This window comes from Nocardia suismassiliense, from assembly GCF_900269665.1.
GTDB lineage: Bacteria > Actinomycetota > Actinomycetes > Mycobacteriales > Mycobacteriaceae > Nocardia > Nocardia suismassiliense.
The window spans coordinates 686,320-703,992 of the sequence record NZ_LT985361.1; the positions used below are offsets into that span (position 1 = coordinate 686,320).

Sequence of the window (17,673 nt, forward strand, 5' to 3'; positions counted from 1 at the left end):
GTGACTTACTGCTTGATGAACTCGAGCAGATCGCCGGTGAGCTGCTCGCGGTGCGTCAGGTGCAGCCCGTGCGGGCCGTTGTCGTACACCTTCAAACGACTGTCCGGGATGAGGGCCGCCGTCTGCCGTCCACACAACCCCACCGGATTGAACGCATCAGCTTCGCCATGGATTACCAACGCCGGTAGATCGATTCGCCGCAGATCGTCGCGATGATCGGTCTCGGTCACCGGGTGCGCCAGGCTCATCATGGCCCGCACCGACACCGAATGAGTGTCTGCCACACTCCATTCGAGCAGGTCACGCGATATCTCGTTGCCCGGCAGCCCCACTCCGAAGAACGGCTCGGACACCTCCCGCACCCACCGCGGAAAGTCGATGGGCCACAACGCGTGCATCTGCTCGAGCTCGGCGGCCTCGAAACCGTCCGGGTTGTCCGGCGTCTTCAGCATCAATGGGAGCGCCGACGATACGAGCACGATCTTGGCGATCCGCTCGGAACCGTGCCGCGCCAGGTAGCGCACGATCTCCGGCGTCCCGGTGGAATGCCCGACCAGGGTGACACCGCGCAGGTCGAGCCGTTCCAGCACGGCCGCGAGGTCGTCGGCCAGGGTGTCGAAATCGTATCCATCCCACGGCTGATCGGACCGCCCGTGCCCTCGCCGGTCGTATGCCACGCATCGCAATCCCTGCTCGGCGAGCGGGATCATCTGGTACTGCCACATCGCGGAACTCAACGACCAGCTGTGCGTGAACACCACCGGCGCCCCCGAACCCCAATCCTTGTAGAACAGCTGCACATCGTCGCCGATGAATCCGGCTCCGCTTCCCCGTCTCGATAAGAGAGGCGCACGACGCGTGCGCGACCAGAGGAGACCGTCATGATCGACCTGAAGCCGGCCTGCCACGCCATGATCGAGCTGCTGCTCGGCACCTCCGATGATCAGCTCGCCCGCCCCACCCCGTGCAGCGAGTACAACGTCGCCCAACTCATCGGACACATCGATGAGGTAGCGCAGGCGTTCGCCGCCATCGCACGGAAGGACACCGGCGGAGCTGCCGCACCGGATCGCGGTGCCGACCACCGCCGCACCGGTGCCGCCTCGGTCCGCCTCCTCGGCCAGGCGTGGGGCGACCCCGCAGCCTGGCAGGGCGCCACCGAACTCAGGGCGGGACTGGAGCTGCCGAACGAGCTGTGGGGCAAGATCGCGCTGACCGAGATGGTGGTGCACGGCTGGGATCTTGCGGTGGCCACCGGCCGCCCCTTCGCCCTGCCCACAGCGACACTGCAGGCTTGTTTCGACCACGTCGCCGACTTCGTCCCGAACGCTCCCCTGCCCGAACTGTGGGGTCCCGCCGTCGAGACATCCGACAATGCCCCGCTGATCGATCGCACAGTCGCCATCACCGGCCGCAACCCCCGGTGGGCGGAGACAGCCCTGCGCGGGTAACCGCAGTCCCGCGCAAACACCGGACAGCATCGGTCTATTCCCTGATAGCCCAGCATATTTGCGCGCCGTAGCGCCTTGCCACATCGAGAGAGACTTTGTCGCAATGCTGCTACCGTGAGTGCGCCGTCATTTTCCGGACGGCTGCCAGGACAGCCCGGATCAGCTCGCCGAAATCCCGCGTCCTGCAGGGACTGTGAGGGGGCACGGTGAATCCACGGTTGCCGCACAGCGTTCCGATCCTCGACGTGCATCCCGTCACCGTGGTCACCTATGGTCGGTTGGCACCCGATACACCTCCGACCATTCCTGATGCACGTGACCGAGGCACGTGCCCGCGCTCACACCGTCTGGAGTCCCGTCTTTGACCACGCCACCCTTCACCGTGTCCGATACCGCCACACCGGGGGTCTGCCCGGTCCAGCACGGCGCGCCGATTGATACCGATGGCCCGCGCGTACGGCTGCACACCGCGGAGTTCGCCGCCGACCCGCACCGCGCCTACGCCGACATGCGCAGAAAGTACGGCTCGCTGGTGCCGATCGAGTTGGCCCCCGGCGTGCCCGCCACCCTGGTGGTCGGCTACCAGACGGCACTGCGAATCCTCAACGATCCCGAGCACTTTCCGGCCGATCCGCGGACCTGGCAGCAGCACATCCCCGACGACTCACCCGTCAAGCCGATGATGGAGTGGTACCCGAACGCGTTGCGCAACAGCGGTTCCGCACACGCGCGTTATCGACAGGCCTACACCGCCGCCATCGACGGAATCGACCTGCACGCCCTGCATTCCACCGTCGAGAAGATCGCCGTCCCGCTGATCAACAGTTTCTGCGAAGAAGGCTCCGCCGACCTGGTGACCCAGTACGCGTTCCCGCTGGTGTTCGAGGTGCTGAACCAAATGGTCGGCTGCTCGGCCGAACTGGGTCAGCGGGTCGCCACCGGCATGGCCGCGCTGTTCGACACGGTCAACGCCGCCCAGGGCATGCAGATGCTCAGCGAGGCCCTGCTGGAGCTGATCGGCCTGCGGCGCGCGGACCCCGGCGACGACGTCACCTCCCGACTAGCGCACCACCCGGCCGGCCTGGACGACACCGAGATGCTGTGCCAGCTGATCAGCTTCTACGGCGCGGGCATCGAACCGCAGCAGAACCTGATCATCAACACCCTGCTGCTGATGGTCACCGACGACCGCTTCGGCGGCGACGTGCTCGGCGGCAGCATGTCCACCCGCGACGCGCTCGACGAGGTCCTGTTCAACGACCCGCCGATGGCGAACTTCTGCACGTCTTACCCGCGCCAGCCGATCCTGATCGACAACAACTGGCTGCCCGCGCACCAGCCGGTGCTCATCAGCCTCGCGGGCTGCAACAACGATCCCGAGATCCGCGGCGGGGATCGCACCGGAAACCGATCGCACCTGGCGTGGGCCGCCGGGCCGCATGCCTGCCCGGCCAAGTCCGTCGCCTACATGGTCGTGCAGGACGCGATCGATCAGCTGCTCGACGCACTCCCCGAAATGGAGCTGGCCGTCGAGGTGGACGAATTGGTCTGGCGGCCAGGGCCGTTCCACCGCGCGGTCGCGGCATTGCCGGTTGTCTTCCCCAAGTCCCCTCCGTTGAACATGGTGTAAGAAGGAGCGTCCGATGGAGCATGAACCGATAGTGCTGGACACGACCGGTGCCGACATCCAAGGTGAGTCCGCGCGCATCCGGGCGCGCGGGCCCGTCGCCTTGGTGGAGTTACCGGGCGGCGTGCCGGCATGGTCGGCCACCGATGCCACCGTGCTCAAGAGCCTCCTTGCCGACCCGCGCGTGTCCAAAGACCCACGCCAGCACTGGTCTGCGTTCATCAACGGTGAGATCACCGAAGCCTGGCCGTTGCTGCCCTGGGTCGCGGTGGACAACATGTTCACCGCCTACGGTGCCGACCATCGACGCCTCCGCAAGCTGGTCTCGCCCGCGTTCACGCACCGCCGCACCACGGCGCTGCGGCCGCGGATCGAGGCGATCACCGAGAATCTGCTGAACGCGCTGGCGGCTACCCTGCCCGGCGAAACCGTGGACCTGCGTGCGGGTTTCGCGTACCCGGTACCGATCCAGGTGATCACCGAGATGATGGGTGTGCCGGAACATCTGGGCGCCGCCATCCACAAATGTGTCGACGGATTCTTCGACACCTCGTTCACGCCCGAGCAGGCGCAAGCCAACTATCTCGAGATGTACCGGCTGATCAGCGAACTCGTCGCCTTCCGCACCGCAACGCCCGGTGACGACGTCGCGAGCGTGCTGATCGCGACCCGGGACGAGGACGGCGCACAGCTGGCCGAGAAGGAACTCGTCGACACCTTGATGCTGGTCATCAACGCGGGCCACGAGACCACCGTCAACCTGCTCGACCAGGCGATCTTCGCGCTGTTGACCCACCCGGAGCAGCGCGCCGATGTGGTCGAGGGCCGGGTGCCCTGGTCGGACGTGGTGGAGGAGACGCTGCGCTACGAGGCGCCGGTCGCGCACCTGCCGTTGCGCTACGCCGTCGACGACATCGAGATCGGCGATATTCGAATTCCCAAGGGGGAGGCCATTCTTGCCTCCTATGCCGGTGCCGGGCGGGATCCGAACCTGCACGGTCCGACCGCCGACCAGTTCGACGTGCACCGCACCAACAAGGACCATCTCTCCTTCGGCCACGGCGCGCACCACTGCATCGGCGCCCCGCTGGCCCGCCTCGAAGCGGCGATCGCGCTGCCCGCCTTGTTCGAGCGTTTCCCGGACCTCAGGTTGGCAGTGGATCCGGCAGAGTTGCAGCCGGTCGGCAGCTTCGTCTCCAACGGGCACCGCAGGCTGCCGGTGTATTTGACGAAGTAGGTCGCTGTGGGTGGGGTGTCGTCCGCCGGCACCCCACGTTCGCGCAGGTTGGTTCAGGAGAAGGTAGCGAGCAACTGCGCGTCCAGCGTGCGCAGATAGTCGCGGCCGAAGGGGCCGTTCTCCAGGCCGATCACCAGTTCGTCCGGTAGATCCTGCTCGATCTGCGGCGAACGGGATCCGGCGGCCAGGGCGATGGTCGCGACGGTGTCCACGTCGCCGGTGAAAGCCACTGCGGTGCGCAGGATTTGGCTGAGGCTGCGACTCGAGGTGAGTGCGGTGAGCGCGGCGCGCACACTCATCCAGCCCTTGGATCCGACTTTGCCGTGCCACGGTTGCGTCCAGCTCGGATCGAGCCGTTCGCCGATCCAGCGGGGGAGATCGGCCACCGGCCCGAGTTGCCGGTGGCAGTAGTGCACGGCGAGCGCGGCCGCCTGGGCCGCCGCTATTCCGGCGGGAGTGTCGTGGGTGACGCGCGCCTGCACGTCCGCGTACTGCATCACCTCGCGCACGGTCGGCAGCAGTCCGATCGGCCCGGCCCGCATCGCGGAACCGTTCTTGTCGCTGGCCGGGTCGATGCGGCGCAGCAGGTCGGCGCCGGTGTGCACGGTGTCGAGGAACTGCTGGAACCGGGTGGCGTACCCGTCGCGCGGATCGCGGTGATACGCCTGCACGAAATGTTCGGCCAGCCGGGCCGGTTCCCACGGCTCGTCCGACACCAGCAGTTCCGCTACCGCCAAGGTCTTTTGGGGGTCATCGGTGTAAGCGCCGGGGCGGACGCCGAGATGCGTCGGATGCTGGATGTACCCGGCCAACGGGTTGTATTCGGTGACGAGCCCCGGATCCGCGTACTCGAACCCGGCGCCGTACGCGTCCCCCACGGCCAACTCGACCAGCATGCGATCCCCTCCCGTGGATCCGCCAGCCCTGCGGTCAGGGCTGCCCGGAAGTCCCGGATCACCTGCGATGATCGAGGCCTTGTCGATGGTGGAAGACCCCGACCCGAACATGTGGCCGAACGCCGCTGTCGGCGAGTTCGCTTGCACTTCAGGCTGTTTCGGAACTTTGTCGGGTGCATACCTTACACCAGAGCCACAGTCGATTCCCCAGTCCGGCAGATGATCTCGCAGCTAGTATTGGTGCGACGGGCGACGACGCATTCGTACCGATACGGCGGTCGGCTGCCCGCCCGTCGGTGCGACCCGCGGTCGGCATCGAACTCGGTCGGGCGGTACGGCGGACTCGAGGCCTGAGGGGGCTGGATGCTGCGCGCTGGTGAGGTCTTCGCCGGGTATGTGATCAAGCGTCGGCTGGGTCGCGGCGGTATGGGCGCGGTATACCTGGCGCAGCACCCGCGATTGCCGCGACTGACCGCGTTGAAACTGCTCGACCCGGAGTTGTATGCCGACAACGAGATTCGGGCCCGATTCGAGCGCGAGGCTGCGCTGGTGGCGCGGTTGGACCACCCGAACATCGTGCAGGTCTACGACCGCGGCTTCGACGAGGGCCTGCTGTGGATCTCCATGCAATACGTCGACGGCGTCGACGCCGCAGGCATCGACCCGCGCACGGTGCCGCCGGAGCGAGCGGCGGAGATCATCGTCGAGACGGCGAAGGCGCTCGACTACGCCCACGCCATCGGAGTGCTGCACCGCGACGTGAAACCTGCCAACATCCTGCTGGCACGTACCACCGCCGGACAGGGTGCGCGGGTACTGCTGACCGACTTCGGTATTGCCCGGCTGCGTGACGAGTCCCGGCAGCTGACCGAATCCGGAGCGCTCGCCGCGACGCTGGCGTACGCGTCGCCGGAGCAACTGTCGTTCACCCCGGTCGATCACCGCTCCGATCAATATTCGTTGGCGTGCAGCCTGTTCTGGCTGTTGACGGGCTCGTCGCCGTTCGCGGCGGGCAGCCCCGCCGCGATCATCGCCGGTCATCTGCAGCACGCGCCGCCGTCGGTGCGCAGCCTGCGGGAGACGTTGCCGTCCGAGGTGGACGCCGTGCTGGCGAAGGCGCTCGCGAAGCAGCCCGACGAAAGATTCGCGTCCTGTACGGAATTCGCGGTCGCGGCGCAGCAAGCTTTGACGGCGTCGCAGATATCGGCTCTGCCACAGGTGGTTTCGCAGGAGCAGGACGCGCGGGCTGCCACGAAGCGGTCACTTCGTATCGGTGGGTTGGTGCTCGGGGTGGTGATCGCGCTGGTGGCCGGGTTCCTGTGGGTGAAGGCCGATCGTGCCACGACGAAGACCGCCGTCCGCACCGGACCTATTGCGCAGCAGCCGATCGACTGGTCCGGTGCCGTCGCGCCAGGGACGACCACCGGACCCGCACCTTTCCGGGCGCTGACGCAGATCGATGCCGAAGGCAAGGAGGTGGTTCGGGCGAGTACCGCGGCCAGCCCGGCCGGCGACGGCAAGGCCACTTGCGAACCGGTGACCATCGCGTCCACCGCGCCGCTCACCGGTAACAACGCCGGAACCGCACGCGGTCTGATCGGTGGGGTGAAGCTGGCTGTCGACCAGTTCACCAGGGCGAACCCCGACTGCCGGGTCAGCGTGCGTGAGTTCGACACCGGAGGGTTCCCGCAGACCGCGGCCGATGTCGCGCGGCAGATCGTGGGCGATCCGTCGATCGTCGCCTTGGTCGGTCCGCTGTCGTCCGAAATCCGTGCCACCGGAGGCTTTTTCAGCGATGCTGGATTGCCGTTCCTCTTTCCGGGAACCACGCCCGTTGATCCGACCAGCACCGCCTGGCGCAGCTTCTTCCGCGGCGTTGCCACCGACGACGTCTATCGCCGTGCCGTGGCGAAGTACCTGCTCGACACCGCCCGCTTCCGCAAGATCTGCGTTGTCCGCGATGACAGCGGGTTCGGCAAGGGCATGGCGCACGACGTCATCGCCATCCTCGGTGCCGCGGCCGACCCCGGTTGCCGGGTCGAGGTCAAGCAGGGTGAGCGGGACTTCGCCGCGGTGGTGGGCAAAGTCGCCGCCGCCGCACCGGACGCGGTGCTCTACTCCGGGTACAGCGCCGAAGCGGCCGCCTTCGCTCAACAATTGAAACAAGGCGGCGTCACCGCAGCTTTCGTCGCTACCGAAGGCGCGCTCAGCGTGGATTTCGTTGCCCAGGCGCGAGATTCGGCACAAGGCGCGATGCTGACCTGCTCGTGCGGCCCGGTCGCCGGAAAGTTCTACTTCGACTTCCGCGCCTTGAACGGCCAAGGGGCGGGCTGGAACGCGGTCGAAGCCTACGATCTGACCACCATCGCGTTGAACGGCATCGCCGCAGGTCACCGCACCCGGGCCGACCTGCTGACCTACTTGCGCGGCTACCAGGGCACCGGCTTGGCCCGCACCTACGACTGGTCGGACAACGGCCAACTGACGACTCCCGGAATCTGGATCTACACCATCAGCTGACCTCACCGAAATATCAACTCCTGGATCGGATTTAGCCATGAACCGAGTTATCACCACCGGGTGCATGCTGATCACCGTCGCCGCGCTGGCTGCCACCGGATGCGCGGGCGACGACGGCTCGGCGGCCCATACCGGCGACCATCATGATCATCACCACGACGCCGCAGGCGGATACCAGCCGCCCGCCGCCTTCGAAGGTCTCGACCCCTGTTCGATCACTACCCCCGCCGAAGCCGCCGCCCTGTCCGGCAAACCCGACCCGCGCCCCACCCGCAACGGAGGAATGCACCCGGACATGTCGGCCGCCGCGACCATCGACACCTGCAGCTGGCTGGTCGACGGCTTCGATCCGCTGGCCGTGTCGTTCCAGCTCCGGGACCAACTGGGCGGCGTCGAGCAGGGGCAGGACGCCACCTCGAAGTGGATGTCCGAACAACTCGGTCACCCAGCCCACCTGAGCTTCGGCAAGAATCCCGCCGAAGCGGGCGTGGAAGACTGCGCCGCCTTCGTCGGCTACAGCGGCAACCGGGCCGTCACCGTGCTGCTGCGGCTGCGCGCCACCGCGGCCACCCCTGCCCCCACCGACACCGACAACCTCTGCACCCGCAACCAGACCACGCTGCGGGACATCTTCGCCCGCACCCTCTGGCAGTGACGCAGGCCTCGAGCGCCCCGCGGCTAGGATCCGCGGAATGCCCGTACCGAAAGCCGAACTGCATCTGCATATCGAAGGCACGCTGGAACCCGAGCTCGCGTTCGCGCTGGCCGAACGCAACGGCGCCCAACTGCCGTTCGCCTCGGTGGACGAGCTGCACCACGCCTACCGATTCGAGGACCTGCAGTCGTTCCTCGACCTGTACTACCGGCTGACGGACGTGCTGCGGGTCGAGCAGGACTTCACCGACCTGGCCGAGGCCTACCTGGCCCGCGCCGCCGCGGCCGGCGTCCGGCACGCGGAGATCTTCTTCGACCCCCAAGCCCACACCGCCCGCGGCGTGCCCTTCGCCACCGTCATCGACGGCCTGTGGAAGGCGCTGCACGACAGCGAGCGGCGCTACGGCATCACCACCAAGCTCATCCTGTGCTTCCTGCGCGACCTCTCGGTCGAATCCGCCCTCGAAACCCTCACCGCCGCCGAGCCGTACCTGGACCGGATCGTCGCGGTCGGCCTCGATTCGGCAGAGGTCGGTCATCCGCCCGCCAAGTTCGCCGCCGTCTACCAGCGCGCTCGCGAGCTCGGGCTGCGCGCCGTGGCGCACGCCGGTGAAGAAGGACCCGCCGCGTATGTGGCCGAGGCCCTCGACGTGCTGCACGTCGAACGCATCGACCACGGCATCCGCGTGCTCGACGATCCAGCGCTGGTGCAACGCCTCGTACGAGAGCGAATCCCCCTGACCGTCTGCCCGTTCTCCAACGTGCGCCTGCGCGTAATCGACAAACTGACCGACCACCCCCTGCGCCAAATGCTCGAACTCGGCCTGGTCGCCACCGTGAACTCCGACGACCCAGCCTATTTCGGTGGCTACGTCCAAGAGAACTTCGACGGCATCCGAGAAGCCCTCAACCTCACCCCCGACCACCTCCGCACCCTGGCCCGCAACTCCTTCGAAGCCTCATTCATCGACGAGCACACCCGTACTCGCTACCTGAGTGAGGTCGACGCTTACACCTTCTGAACCCGGTTCTGCGACTCAGATCTTCGGAAGTCGAGTCACGCGTGCTCTGCGTTCCGGGTTGGACAACCAGACGATCCTGCGGGACATCCTCGTCCGCGTCCCGTGGAAGTGACCCACCCGTCGCTGCCCGGCGACCAACAATCGCCGAGTTCCGTAGATCACGTTCACACTGCTGATTAGATGATCGATGCAAGCGGATACGTTGCGCCGCAGTGTATCTCGTCGTATCGGGCATCGTCGGCTGCTCCTGTCCATTGTTGCGCGCCGAGCCACCACCCGGACAATCGGAAGTGATCGAAGAAGGTTGGGCAACGGCTGCCGGGGTACGGCCGTTGAATGCGGGCCGTCCGATTCGCCGGCGCCCGAACCCGATCGAGCAGTGGATTCCTCAGGGGAAAGGATCGAACGCGATGACAGATACCCTCGTCGACCTAACGGTCGACAGCAGGCAGGTTGCGCGCCCAGATGTCCGCCCGCAGAGGTGGAGTGGTGGACGCTCGGACAACGCGAAGGTCTGGCGGGACGCCAAAACGGTGCTGGTGACCAGGGTTACCGGTCCGCGCCAGTTGATGACGGTGCCGCGACTGGTGATCCCGATCGGCGAGACTCAGCTCGCCTTCCGCGTGTCGTCCCAGTCGGAGGAGGCCGAGCAGCTCGCGCGCGACGGGCGGGTGCTCGTTCAGCCGGGCGACCGGCGGGGCACCCCCGCGCTCGGCTCTCACCAGCGGCAAGGCCAAGCCCAGCTGGTGACTGCGGGCACGCTGCTGCCTTATGTGGAGTCGGAGATCGCCGCCAAGTACAGGTGGCGAATCCCGGTGGCGCGGTTCGCTCATCGCCTGGGCCACGGCGACGCACCCTACGCCGATGTCGTTGTTCTGGTCACTGTGGCCGAGCCGAGCCCGATCCCCATTCTGCCGCGGTGATACCGAACCCCCGCTGCCCAGGCGGGGGTCGCGACGTCGAGTCCTGATCCGAGTTTGCGCAGACCTCCACACGGTGGAGCGTCATTGCGAGCAGAACCGCCGAGTCGTCTCACCGGCAACTGCGGTTCGTTCAGCGGAACGAGCAGGTGCCAGGCCTGGCGTCGATCTGCCACGCTGATCGGCAACAGGGGATGAGATCGCGGTTCGCATCGGAAATGCAGGCGGCAAGGGTAATTCGCTGCCCCTGCGGTGCGGCCGGACAACAGATCGGCTCCGTTGTGCGACTTGGAGTGAGGTAATCGTGGCCGTTTACAGCGTCACCTTGGAGCAATTCCATATCGACACCACCCGCTCCCGCAACGACGACACCAACACGGTGGCCTTCGGACTCAGGGCTGGAAAACGGTCCTTCCCTACGCAGTCGCACTACGCGGGCGACGTCGACGACGGCGACCACGGAGTCAACCTGACCTTCCCCTCCGTGGTCGTCGCCGACGGCGCGACACCGCTCGTGTTCAACTACACGATCTACAACGGGAACACCGGAAAGCTGGCGGGCGGGCTGGCCAGAGCCAACGAGATCCTCGGCGAGAAGGCGCTGGACTTCGTCCAGCAGGCCGGACGGCCGAGCAGCGAAGTCAGCTACCCCGATTCCGGCGGCGTTGCCCTGAACGGTGCAGGCATCGAATGGAAAGACGGATCGTGGTTGCAGTACATCCCGCTGGTCATCCTCGGGTCGTTCCTGTTCCCCGACTGCGACGGGTTCGTCGCGATCGGCAGCATCGGTAAGACGAAGGCCGGCTGGGACAAGGCCATCGATACGGCAGGCGGAACCACCTATCGCCAGACGATCCGCTACCCGGGCTCCGACTCACCCGCAGGATGCGGCAGCAACTCCGACTACACCGTGACCTGGTCGGTCACCCGGCATCGCGCCGCAGGCCGCAGCCTCCGCCAATTCCTGCGCGCCCACAACCTCGCACTAGCACCGGGGCTTCGTTCATTGACCCCCGGCGAACGACTCAGCGTCCGGGAATTGCTGAACTAGTTGGCAGACTCGATGCCGAGGCGCACCGCTGCCGGCATCGAACGCATGACACAGAAAAGGCCCTGATCAAGAGATCAGGGCCTTTTCGTGGCGGAGGATAGGGGATTTGAACCCCTGAGGGCGTTAACCCAACCCGCGTTCCAGGCGAGCGCCATAGGCCACTAGGCGAATCCTCCGTGGAGCAGCATACCGGGTGGGGGAGGGTGGACGCCAAACGGGTCCGTTCGGGGCAGGAAAGTCCCTGTTGGGCCCAGTTTTGGGCCGGGTTGGGGTACCCGGAGGAGGGGGATCGGCGGGGGAGCGGCTACACTGGCCGACGGATCCCGCGCGGCGCGCATCCTGTGAACTCCCCCAGGGCCGGAAGGCAGCAAGGGTCAATGGGCTCTGCCGGGTGCGCGGGGTCCCCTTAATTTCGAGGGGCCCGCACGGACCGCAGTCCGGCTGTCGAATAACGCCTCCAAATCCGAGCAACACACGGGTAACGTGAACTATGGTCCGTCGACGCCCGATGCGCTCGGTGGGCTGAACGTCCGGCCGCCGCACATCGGTCTGGCCACAACCCACGTCCCCGCTGCTTCGAAAGGCTGCCCAGGATGCCCCGGCAAACGCAGATCGGTTTGATGAGCCACGAGGAACTCGTGTCCGAACACGAGACTCAGCACGCGAACTATGCGACGCTCAAGACCGAGAAGCTCACGCTGGACCTGACGCGGGGGAAACCCTCGCCGGAACAACTCGACCTGTCCCTGGGCCTGCTGTCGCTGCCCGGTGACGGCGACTACCGCGACGGCACCGGCACCGACTGCCGCAATTACGGTGGCCAGCACGGACTTCCGGAGCTGCGCGCGATCTTCGGCGAGCTGCTCGGCATCCCGGTGGACAACCTGATCGCGGGTAACAACGCCAGCCTCGAGCTGATGCACGACGTGCTCGCATTCGCGATGCTGTACGGCACCAACGACTCTCCGCGCCGATGGGCCGCCGAGGAGAAGTTGAAGTTCCTGTGTCCGAGCCCCGGCTACGACCGGCACTTCTCGATCACCGAGGTGCTCGGCTTCGAGATGATCCCGGTGCCGATGCACCACGACGGTCCGGACACCCACGCGATCGCCGAGCTGGTCGCGAACGACCCGCAGATCAAGGGCATGTGGGTGGTGCCGAACTACTCCAACCCGTCCGGTGTCACCTTCTCCGAAGAGGTTGTGCGCGAACTGGTTTCGATGCCGGCGGCCGCACCGGACTTCCGCCTCATCTGGGACAACGCCTACGCCGTGCACCCGCTGACCGACACCGCCGCTCCGGTGTACGACGTGCTGGGCATGGCGGCCGCGGCCGGAAACCCGAACCGCCCCTTGGTGTTCGCCTCCACCTCGAAGATCACCTTCGCCGGTTCGGGTGTCAGCTTCCTCGGCGGTTCCACCGAAAACCTGAACTGGTACCTGGGCCACGCGGGCAAGAAGAGCATCGGCCCGGACAAGATCAACCAGTTGCGCCATCTGCGCTTCTTCAAGGACGCCGACGGGGTGCGCGCACACATGCAGAAGCACCGCGCCATCCTGGAGCCGAAATTCGCGCTGGTGCTGCGGATCCTGGAGGACCGGCTGGGTGCGTCCAAGGTCGCGTCCTGGACGGAGCCGAAGGGCGGCTACTTCATCAGCCTGGACGTCCTGGAGGGCACCGCAGGCCGGGTGATCGCCCTGGCCAAGGACGCGGGCATCGCGCTCACCGCGGCCGGCTCGGCCTTCCCGTACCGGAATGATCCGGAGGACAAGAACATTCGGATCGCGCCGAGCTTCCCGAAGCTGCCCGAGCTGGAGAAGGCGATGGACGGCCTGGCCACTTGCGTGCTGCTGGCGGCCACCGAGAAGCTGCTCGGCTCCTGATAACGCGACAGCGGGCGCGTACCCGAAGGTACGCGCCCGCTGTGCCGCGCAAGGATCAGTCCGGCTTGTGCGCCAGCACGGCGAACATCGTCACCGAGAGGTGAATGTCGCCGCTGGCCGCGCCCGCCTCGAGGTCGTCGACCAGCTGCGCGCTCTCCTGCTCGGTGATCACCCCGCGCGCCACCGCCATCGCGGAGATGCGGGTGACCAGCGAGCCGACGCCGACGGTGCGGTCCTGCACCAGCGCGTGCGAGCCGATGTCGTCGATCACCAAGCCCGCCTTGGTCAGTTGGCCGGGCAGCTTGCGGCCGGAGAACGGGTTGGTGGTCGCGGAGATCAACGTGTCGACGACCTCGCGGACCACCCGCCGCTCGCCAGGATGCACGATCGCGGTGCCCCAGTCGCTGTCCACCACCACGACCCGGCCGCCGGGTCGCAGCACGCGCGCGATCTCGTTGGCGGCGCGGGCGGGCGCGGTCAGATGCTGAAAGACCCGCTCGCACAGCGCGGCATCGAAACTGCCCGCACCGAACGGCAGGCCGTAGGCGTCGCCGGAGTGGAACTTGGCCGTCGAACCGGACTGTGCGGCCCGGCGTTCCGCGGAGGCGAGCAGGTTCGGGTCGGGTTCGACCCCGACCGCCACTCCGTCGGGTCCGACCACGTCGGCGAAGGCCATGACCTCCGTGCCGGTGCCGGAGCCGATGTCGACCGCGCGTTCGCCGGGGCGCAGCGCGAGCGCGTCGTGCGCCCAGTCCCGCAACCTGCGGATACCGGGCAGCGCGGCCTGTAAGTCGCGCACGTCGACGAGTTGATCCTGACCTGCTCGATCGAACCGATCGGGGCGCAAAGTGTAGGTGTCCATGGGCCCGTGTCCATCCCTAGCCGTGGCCACCTCGTGGGGTGCCGATGTAGGTACTGCCGTCTGCTGAGGCATGCGCAGGAGCCTACGCGCGGCGTCATAGCCACGCACGTCAGGTCTGTGAGGCGGGTCACCGGGTGCGGCAGGTCAGGAGGCGAGCGAGTAAGCGGCGGCGGCCAGTGCCGCGCCGAGCAGCGCGCCGACGACCACCTGACCGCGGGTGTGATCGCCGAGCCAAACCCGCGACCAGCCGATCACCCCGGTCAGCGGCAGTGCGAGCAGAAACCACGGGGAACCGATGATCGCGAGCAGCACCGTGGTGCCCGCGCCGACGGCCGTGTGCACGCTGACCTTCCATCCGCCGAGCATGGTCACGATGCCGATCCCGATCAGCACGACCAGCGCGGCGACCGTCCAGGCGATCAGCTCGCGCGGCGCGCCCTGCACGATCTCGACGATCAGTCCGACGCACACGATCGCCAGAATCGCCGGAATCACCCAGTGCCGGTCACCGATCTCGGTCACGTGATGATCGCTGGCGATTCCGCGCCGCACCCCCAGCAGGATGACCATCATCGGAATCACTCCGGAGATCGTCGCGACGAACAGTCCCCACCCGGGCGCGTCCACCAGGAATCCGGCGAGCACCGACGTGACGATATTGATCATCCACGGTGCCCCGAGCTCGGTGATCACCCGCGCGGCCCGCGCCTGCACCACAGCTGTCTCCGTCACGCCACAACCTCTCGTTGCCTTCTCCGATATGCCTGCGCCAACGTGACGGCCCAGCGACGGTCCAGGCCCGCCGCCAGCGCCGCCGATCGCACGCTCTCCCCATTCAGTGCCGCCGAGCGCTGGCCACTGATCAACCAATCCGCCACCGCCGCAGCCACTTCCCGCTGTTCGGTGACCGTGTCGTCCGATCCGACGGCCTGCTCGATCTCCAGGCTCAGCGCGTCGAGCACCTCGGTCACCCGGTCGCTGGCCTTCTCGTCGGCGCTGCTGCCCCGGCGAGACGGGCGCCGCACACCCGGCCAGCGGCCGACCAACTCGTCGTATATCGGCCCGATCGCGCGCAGGACGCGCCGGGCCCGGACCCAGGACACCATGGGCGACAGCATCATTCCGACGAAGATGACCAGCACCCCGGCTGCGGAGACCGCACGGGTCACCTCGAACACCGCGGGCATCGGCGCGGCCCCGCCGTATCGAACGGCCACGAAGTACACCAGCCGGATCCACGCCCAGACGGTCGCCGCCGCCAGACCCGCCGACAGCAGCGCGAGACTCCAGCCCGTCACCGTCCGCAGATCCGCGGGGCGCGCGGCCATCACCATCAACGCCGGGCACAGCAGGGCTGGGAACAACGCGCCCGCGATCCCCGCCTCGGCATAGCCGGGCAGGTGACTGTAGGCCTGATCGAACTCGAATCCACCGACCGCCTGCGGCACCGGCGGTGTGCCGACGAAGATCGCCAACGCGACCACCGACCCGGCCACCGCGATCGCCGCGAGAATGCGCACGCCGCGGGCCAGTCGCGCCGGGGCGATCGTCACGGCCAGGGTGAGTGCGCCGGTCGAGGCCGCGATCAGGTTGAACAGCACCATGCGCAGCCCGGTCGAGAAGTTCGGCATCGGCGCGACGGCCTGCAGAAGACGTTCTGCCGCAGGGATATTCAAACTAAGATGCACCGCGACCACACCCAGCGCGACGGTGATACACCCCAGCACCCAGCCGCGCGACCACCACCAGCGCCACGCCCGGGTCAGCACCGCTACCCACATCAGCGGCGCCAGCACCATCGCGATCATCCGAGCGCCTCACCCCAGCGCGACCGCAGTCGCGGCTCCCGGCCGCCGATGCTGCGTAGCCGATTCAGCAGCAGGCTGGCGAATTGCTCCGCGGCCAGCTCCTCCGCGGCGGCGGCCGCGTCCGCGCAGTCCCGGCGCAGGATCAGCGCCGCCAAGTCGTGCATGTCGGTCGGCAGTACCGCCTGCGCCACCTCCAGCACGGGTCGGCCCTGATGGCCGAGCACGATATGGCCGAGCTCGTGCGCGATGGTCCGGTCCCTGGTCTGCGTCCAGGACGCGTAGGACACCTCGTCTCGGTCGGCGAAGCGAATCCAATGCCCGAACACCCCGGCCGGCATGTGCGGATCCTCGGTCACCGTCAACGGGCGGCCCCGATCTCGTGCCACCGCTTGCAGCAGTCCGTCGAGGGACAGCGACTCCTCGGCGGTCGCCATGGCGAAGACGCGATCGACCGCGGGACCGACCGCATACCCCCCTTGCATGCCGTCATCCAACCACGCGGCGTCGCGCCACGCCCAGCCGCCGCAGCGCCTGCTGGGACTGCTCACAGCGCGGGCACGATGCGGGGCGAACATGCGATGACCAGGACGCCATCATGGTGTGTTGACAAGTGAGATGATCGAATCCGTCCAAGCATGTTTGTCACGGTGGGAAGGAATGGCGATGAGTCGCAAGCTTTGCCTGGCGCAAGACGTCGAGGCGGACGAGCTATTGACCGAGGACCACTTCGCCACCCTGCTCGGCATGCTGCTCGACCAGCAGTATCCGATGGAGCACGCTTTTCGCGGCCCGAAAAAGATCGCCGACCGCATGGGCGGCTTCGATATCCACCGCATCGCCGAGGCGGACCCGCAAGAATTCGAAGACCTCTGCGCCACCCCACCGGCCATCCACCGTTACGGCCGCTCGATGGCCCGGCGCGCGCAGGAACTCGCCCGCTACATCATCGAGAATTACGACGGGAAAACCGAAAACCTGTGGAAGCGGGACAAACCCGATGGAAAAGAAGTCCTGCGCCGATTGAAAGCCCTGCCCGGTTTCGGCGAACAGAAGGCCAAGATCTTCCTGTCGCTGCTCGGTAAGCAGCGCGGCGTGCAGCCGGCGGGCTGGCGCGAGGTCGCGGGCGCCTACGGCGACGAAGGCTCGCGCCGCTCGGTCGCCGACGTGACCGACGCCGAATCGCTCGCGCAGGTACGGGAATTCAAGAAGCAGGCGAAGGCGGCGGCGAAACAGAGCTGACGGACGCCGCCGAAGTGGCGGGGGACTGGCAGCGGGTGGGCATTGTTGCGGACGGCTCGGTACCGGGATCGTTGTCTCGGAAGGGAGTGGTCTGATGAGGCGACGTCCAGCGGCGGTCGGGTATTTGCGTCGAGATGTTTCCGGGGCTCGGCAGCAGTGGGATGAGGTGCTGATCCGGAGTTTGGCCCAGCGGTTCGGGTACGACCTAGCCAAGACGGTGGTGTTCGGGGCGGAGACCGAGGACGTCATCGGCCGGCTGACCACGGTGGCCCGGCGGCTGGAGACGGACGCCGTGATCGTGCCCAGCACAGCGCATTTCGGCGGGGATGTGCCGGACGAGCTGGTGCAGGTGTGCGATGTGATCACCGTGTCGCCGGAGAACACCTACGCGCGCCGAGCGAGCTCCCCTTTTGCCGACGGGGCGTGAAGCCGCCCGCCCCGTTGAACCTCGCGGAATTGACTGGTGCGGCACACATTCGACGACTTGTGCGCCGATGTGTGCA

The 17,673-nt window shown here is 67.2% G+C and carries 17 protein-coding genes, 1 tRNA gene and 1 other RNA gene; 12 read left to right on the forward strand and 7 right to left on the reverse strand.

Going from position 1 to position 17,673, the window contains the following annotated elements; translation table 11 throughout:
* Positions 1–5 precede the first annotated feature (5 nt).
* The gene (locus DBO33_RS03085) at positions 6–800 is read right to left on the reverse strand and encodes an alpha/beta fold hydrolase (protein WP_234390671.1); all 795 of its coding nucleotides are present in this window, start codon (positions 798–800) and stop codon (positions 6–8) included.
* Positions 801–881: 81 nt separating this feature from the next.
* Between DBO33_RS03085 and DBO33_RS03090 the strand changes: the two genes are divergently transcribed.
* The 3 genes from DBO33_RS03090 (at position 882) to DBO33_RS03100 (ending at position 4,315) form a co-directional block, all read left to right on the forward strand.
* Complete coding sequence (locus DBO33_RS03090; protein ID WP_107653685.1) at positions 882–1,451, forward strand: TIGR03086 family metal-binding protein; 570 nt, start codon at positions 882–884, stop codon at positions 1,449–1,451.
* Positions 1,452–1,812: 361 nt separating this feature from the next.
* Entirely contained in the window at positions 1,813–3,081 is a 1,269-nt protein-coding gene (locus DBO33_RS03095; protein WP_234390672.1) for a cytochrome P450, read from the forward strand.
* Positions 3,082–3,094: 13 nt separating this feature from the next.
* On the forward strand, positions 3,095–4,315 hold the full coding sequence (locus DBO33_RS03100; protein ID WP_107653686.1) for a cytochrome P450 family protein: 1,221 nt from the start codon (positions 3,095–3,097) through the stop codon (positions 4,313–4,315).
* Between the two features lie 53 nt (positions 4,316–4,368).
* Here DBO33_RS03100 and DBO33_RS03105 read toward each other — a convergent pair whose 3' ends face one another.
* Complete coding sequence (locus DBO33_RS03105; protein WP_107659929.1) at positions 4,369–5,211, reverse strand: ADP-ribosylglycohydrolase family protein; 843 nt, start codon at positions 5,209–5,211, stop codon at positions 4,369–4,371.
* Positions 5,212–5,574: 363 nt separating this feature from the next.
* Between DBO33_RS03105 and DBO33_RS44540 the strand changes: the two genes are divergently transcribed.
* The 5 genes from DBO33_RS44540 (at position 5,575) to DBO33_RS03135 (ending at position 11,378) form a co-directional block, all read left to right on the forward strand.
* Positions 5,575–7,731, forward strand: a complete 2,157-nt coding sequence (locus tag DBO33_RS44540; RefSeq protein WP_325050689.1) for a bifunctional serine/threonine-protein kinase/ABC transporter substrate-binding protein — start codon at positions 5,575–5,577, stop codon at positions 7,729–7,731.
* 37 nt (positions 7,732–7,768) lie between these two features.
* Positions 7,769–8,386 carry a hypothetical protein gene (locus DBO33_RS03120; protein WP_107653687.1) on the forward strand — a complete coding sequence of 206 codons (618 nt, stop codon included), beginning with the start codon at positions 7,769–7,771 and terminating at the stop codon, positions 8,384–8,386.
* Positions 8,387–8,423: 37 nt separating this feature from the next.
* Positions 8,424–9,407 (forward strand): adenosine deaminase, encoded by a 984-nt coding sequence (locus DBO33_RS03125; protein WP_107653688.1) that lies wholly within the window; start codon positions 8,424–8,426, stop codon positions 9,405–9,407.
* Positions 9,408–9,817: 410 nt separating this feature from the next.
* A complete protein-coding gene (locus tag DBO33_RS03130; protein WP_107653689.1) occupies positions 9,818–10,330 on the forward strand; it encodes a hypothetical protein in 513 nt (170 codons plus the stop codon).
* Positions 10,331–10,631: 301 nt separating this feature from the next.
* Positions 10,632–11,378, forward strand: a complete 747-nt coding sequence (locus DBO33_RS03135) for a hypothetical protein (protein WP_107653690.1) — start codon at positions 10,632–10,634, stop codon at positions 11,376–11,378.
* Positions 11,379–11,466: 88 nt separating this feature from the next.
* Here DBO33_RS03135 and DBO33_RS03140 read toward each other — a convergent pair.
* Positions 11,467–11,554: transfer RNA gene (locus tag DBO33_RS03140), tRNA-Ser, on the reverse strand.
* Positions 11,555–11,693: 139 nt separating this feature from the next.
* Between DBO33_RS03140 and ffs the strand changes: the two genes are divergently transcribed.
* Positions 11,694–11,788: signal recognition particle sRNA small type (ffs, locus tag DBO33_RS03145), an RNA gene on the forward strand.
* 183 nt (positions 11,789–11,971) lie between these two features.
* Entirely contained in the window at positions 11,972–13,261 is a 1,290-nt protein-coding gene (locus tag DBO33_RS03150) for an aminotransferase class I/II-fold pyridoxal phosphate-dependent enzyme (RefSeq protein WP_107653691.1), read from the forward strand.
* Positions 13,262–13,316: 55 nt separating this feature from the next.
* On the opposite strand, the gene DBO33_RS03155 is transcribed toward DBO33_RS03150, so the two are convergent.
* The 4 genes from DBO33_RS03155 to DBO33_RS03170 all read right to left on the reverse strand — a co-directional run bounded on the left by DBO33_RS03155 (position 13,317) and on the right by DBO33_RS03170 (position 16,479).
* Positions 13,317–14,123, reverse strand: a complete 807-nt coding sequence (locus tag DBO33_RS03155) for a methyltransferase domain-containing protein (protein WP_107653692.1) — start codon at positions 14,121–14,123, stop codon at positions 13,317–13,319.
* A 144-nt stretch (positions 14,124–14,267) separates the two neighbouring features.
* Positions 14,268–14,855, reverse strand: coding sequence for a phosphatase PAP2 family protein (locus tag DBO33_RS03160; RefSeq protein ID WP_234390673.1), 588 nt, complete (start codon positions 14,853–14,855; stop codon positions 14,268–14,270).
* Positions 14,852–15,931 (reverse strand): hypothetical protein, encoded by a 1,080-nt coding sequence (locus DBO33_RS03165; protein WP_107653693.1) that lies wholly within the window; start codon positions 15,929–15,931, stop codon positions 14,852–14,854. Before DBO33_RS03165 ends, DBO33_RS03160 begins: the two co-directional genes overlap by 4 nt.
* Positions 15,928–16,479: an ImmA/IrrE family metallo-endopeptidase gene (locus DBO33_RS03170; RefSeq protein ID WP_234390674.1), complete on the reverse strand. Its 552-nt coding sequence runs from the start codon at positions 16,477–16,479 to the stop codon at positions 15,928–15,930. Before DBO33_RS03170 ends, DBO33_RS03165 begins: the two co-directional genes overlap by 4 nt.
* A gap of 115 nt (positions 16,480–16,594) precedes the next feature.
* Between DBO33_RS03170 and DBO33_RS03175 the strand changes: the two genes are divergently transcribed.
* Both DBO33_RS03175 and DBO33_RS03180 read left to right on the forward strand, forming a co-directional pair.
* A complete protein-coding gene (locus DBO33_RS03175) occupies positions 16,595–17,170 on the forward strand; it encodes an HhH-GPD-type base excision DNA repair protein (RefSeq protein ID WP_107659933.1) in 576 nt (191 codons plus the stop codon).
* Between the two features lie 94 nt (positions 17,171–17,264).
* Positions 17,265–17,597 carry a hypothetical protein gene (locus DBO33_RS03180; RefSeq protein ID WP_107653694.1) on the forward strand — a complete coding sequence of 111 codons (333 nt, stop codon included), beginning with the start codon at positions 17,265–17,267 and terminating at the stop codon, positions 17,595–17,597.
* Positions 17,598–17,673 lie beyond the last annotated feature (76 nt).

What these genes read in the sequence shown, in the direction of transcription:
- DBO33_RS03090 (WP_107653685.1), top strand. Translation starts at nt 882, where the DNA reads ATGATCGACCTGAAGCCGGCCTGCCACGCCATGATCGAGCTGCTGCTC.
- DBO33_RS03100 (WP_107653686.1), top strand. Translation starts at nt 3,095, where the DNA reads ATGGAGCATGAACCGATAGTGCTGGACACGACCGGTGCCGACATCCAA.
- DBO33_RS03105 (WP_107659929.1), bottom strand. Translation starts at nt 5,211, where the DNA reads ATGCTGGTCGAGTTGGCCGTGGGGGACGCGTACGGCGCCGGGTTCGAG.
- DBO33_RS44540 (WP_325050689.1), top strand. Translation starts at nt 5,575, where the DNA reads ATGCTGCGCGCTGGTGAGGTCTTCGCCGGGTATGTGATCAAGCGTCGG.
- DBO33_RS03120 (WP_107653687.1), top strand. Translation starts at nt 7,769, where the DNA reads ATGAACCGAGTTATCACCACCGGGTGCATGCTGATCACCGTCGCCGCG.
- DBO33_RS03125 (WP_107653688.1), top strand. Translation starts at nt 8,424, where the DNA reads ATGCCCGTACCGAAAGCCGAACTGCATCTGCATATCGAAGGCACGCTG.
- DBO33_RS03130 (WP_107653689.1), top strand. Translation starts at nt 9,818, where the DNA reads ATGACAGATACCCTCGTCGACCTAACGGTCGACAGCAGGCAGGTTGCG.
- DBO33_RS03150 (WP_107653691.1), top strand. Translation starts at nt 11,972, where the DNA reads ATGCCCCGGCAAACGCAGATCGGTTTGATGAGCCACGAGGAACTCGTG.
- DBO33_RS03155 (WP_107653692.1), bottom strand. Translation starts at nt 14,123, where the DNA reads ATGGACACCTACACTTTGCGCCCCGATCGGTTCGATCGAGCAGGTCAG.
- DBO33_RS03165 (WP_107653693.1), bottom strand. Translation starts at nt 15,931, where the DNA reads ATGATCGCGATGGTGCTGGCGCCGCTGATGTGGGTAGCGGTGCTGACC.
- DBO33_RS03175 (WP_107659933.1), top strand. Translation starts at nt 16,595, where the DNA reads ATGAGTCGCAAGCTTTGCCTGGCGCAAGACGTCGAGGCGGACGAGCTA.
- DBO33_RS03180 (WP_107653694.1), top strand. Translation starts at nt 17,265, where the DNA reads ATGAGGCGACGTCCAGCGGCGGTCGGGTATTTGCGTCGAGATGTTTCC.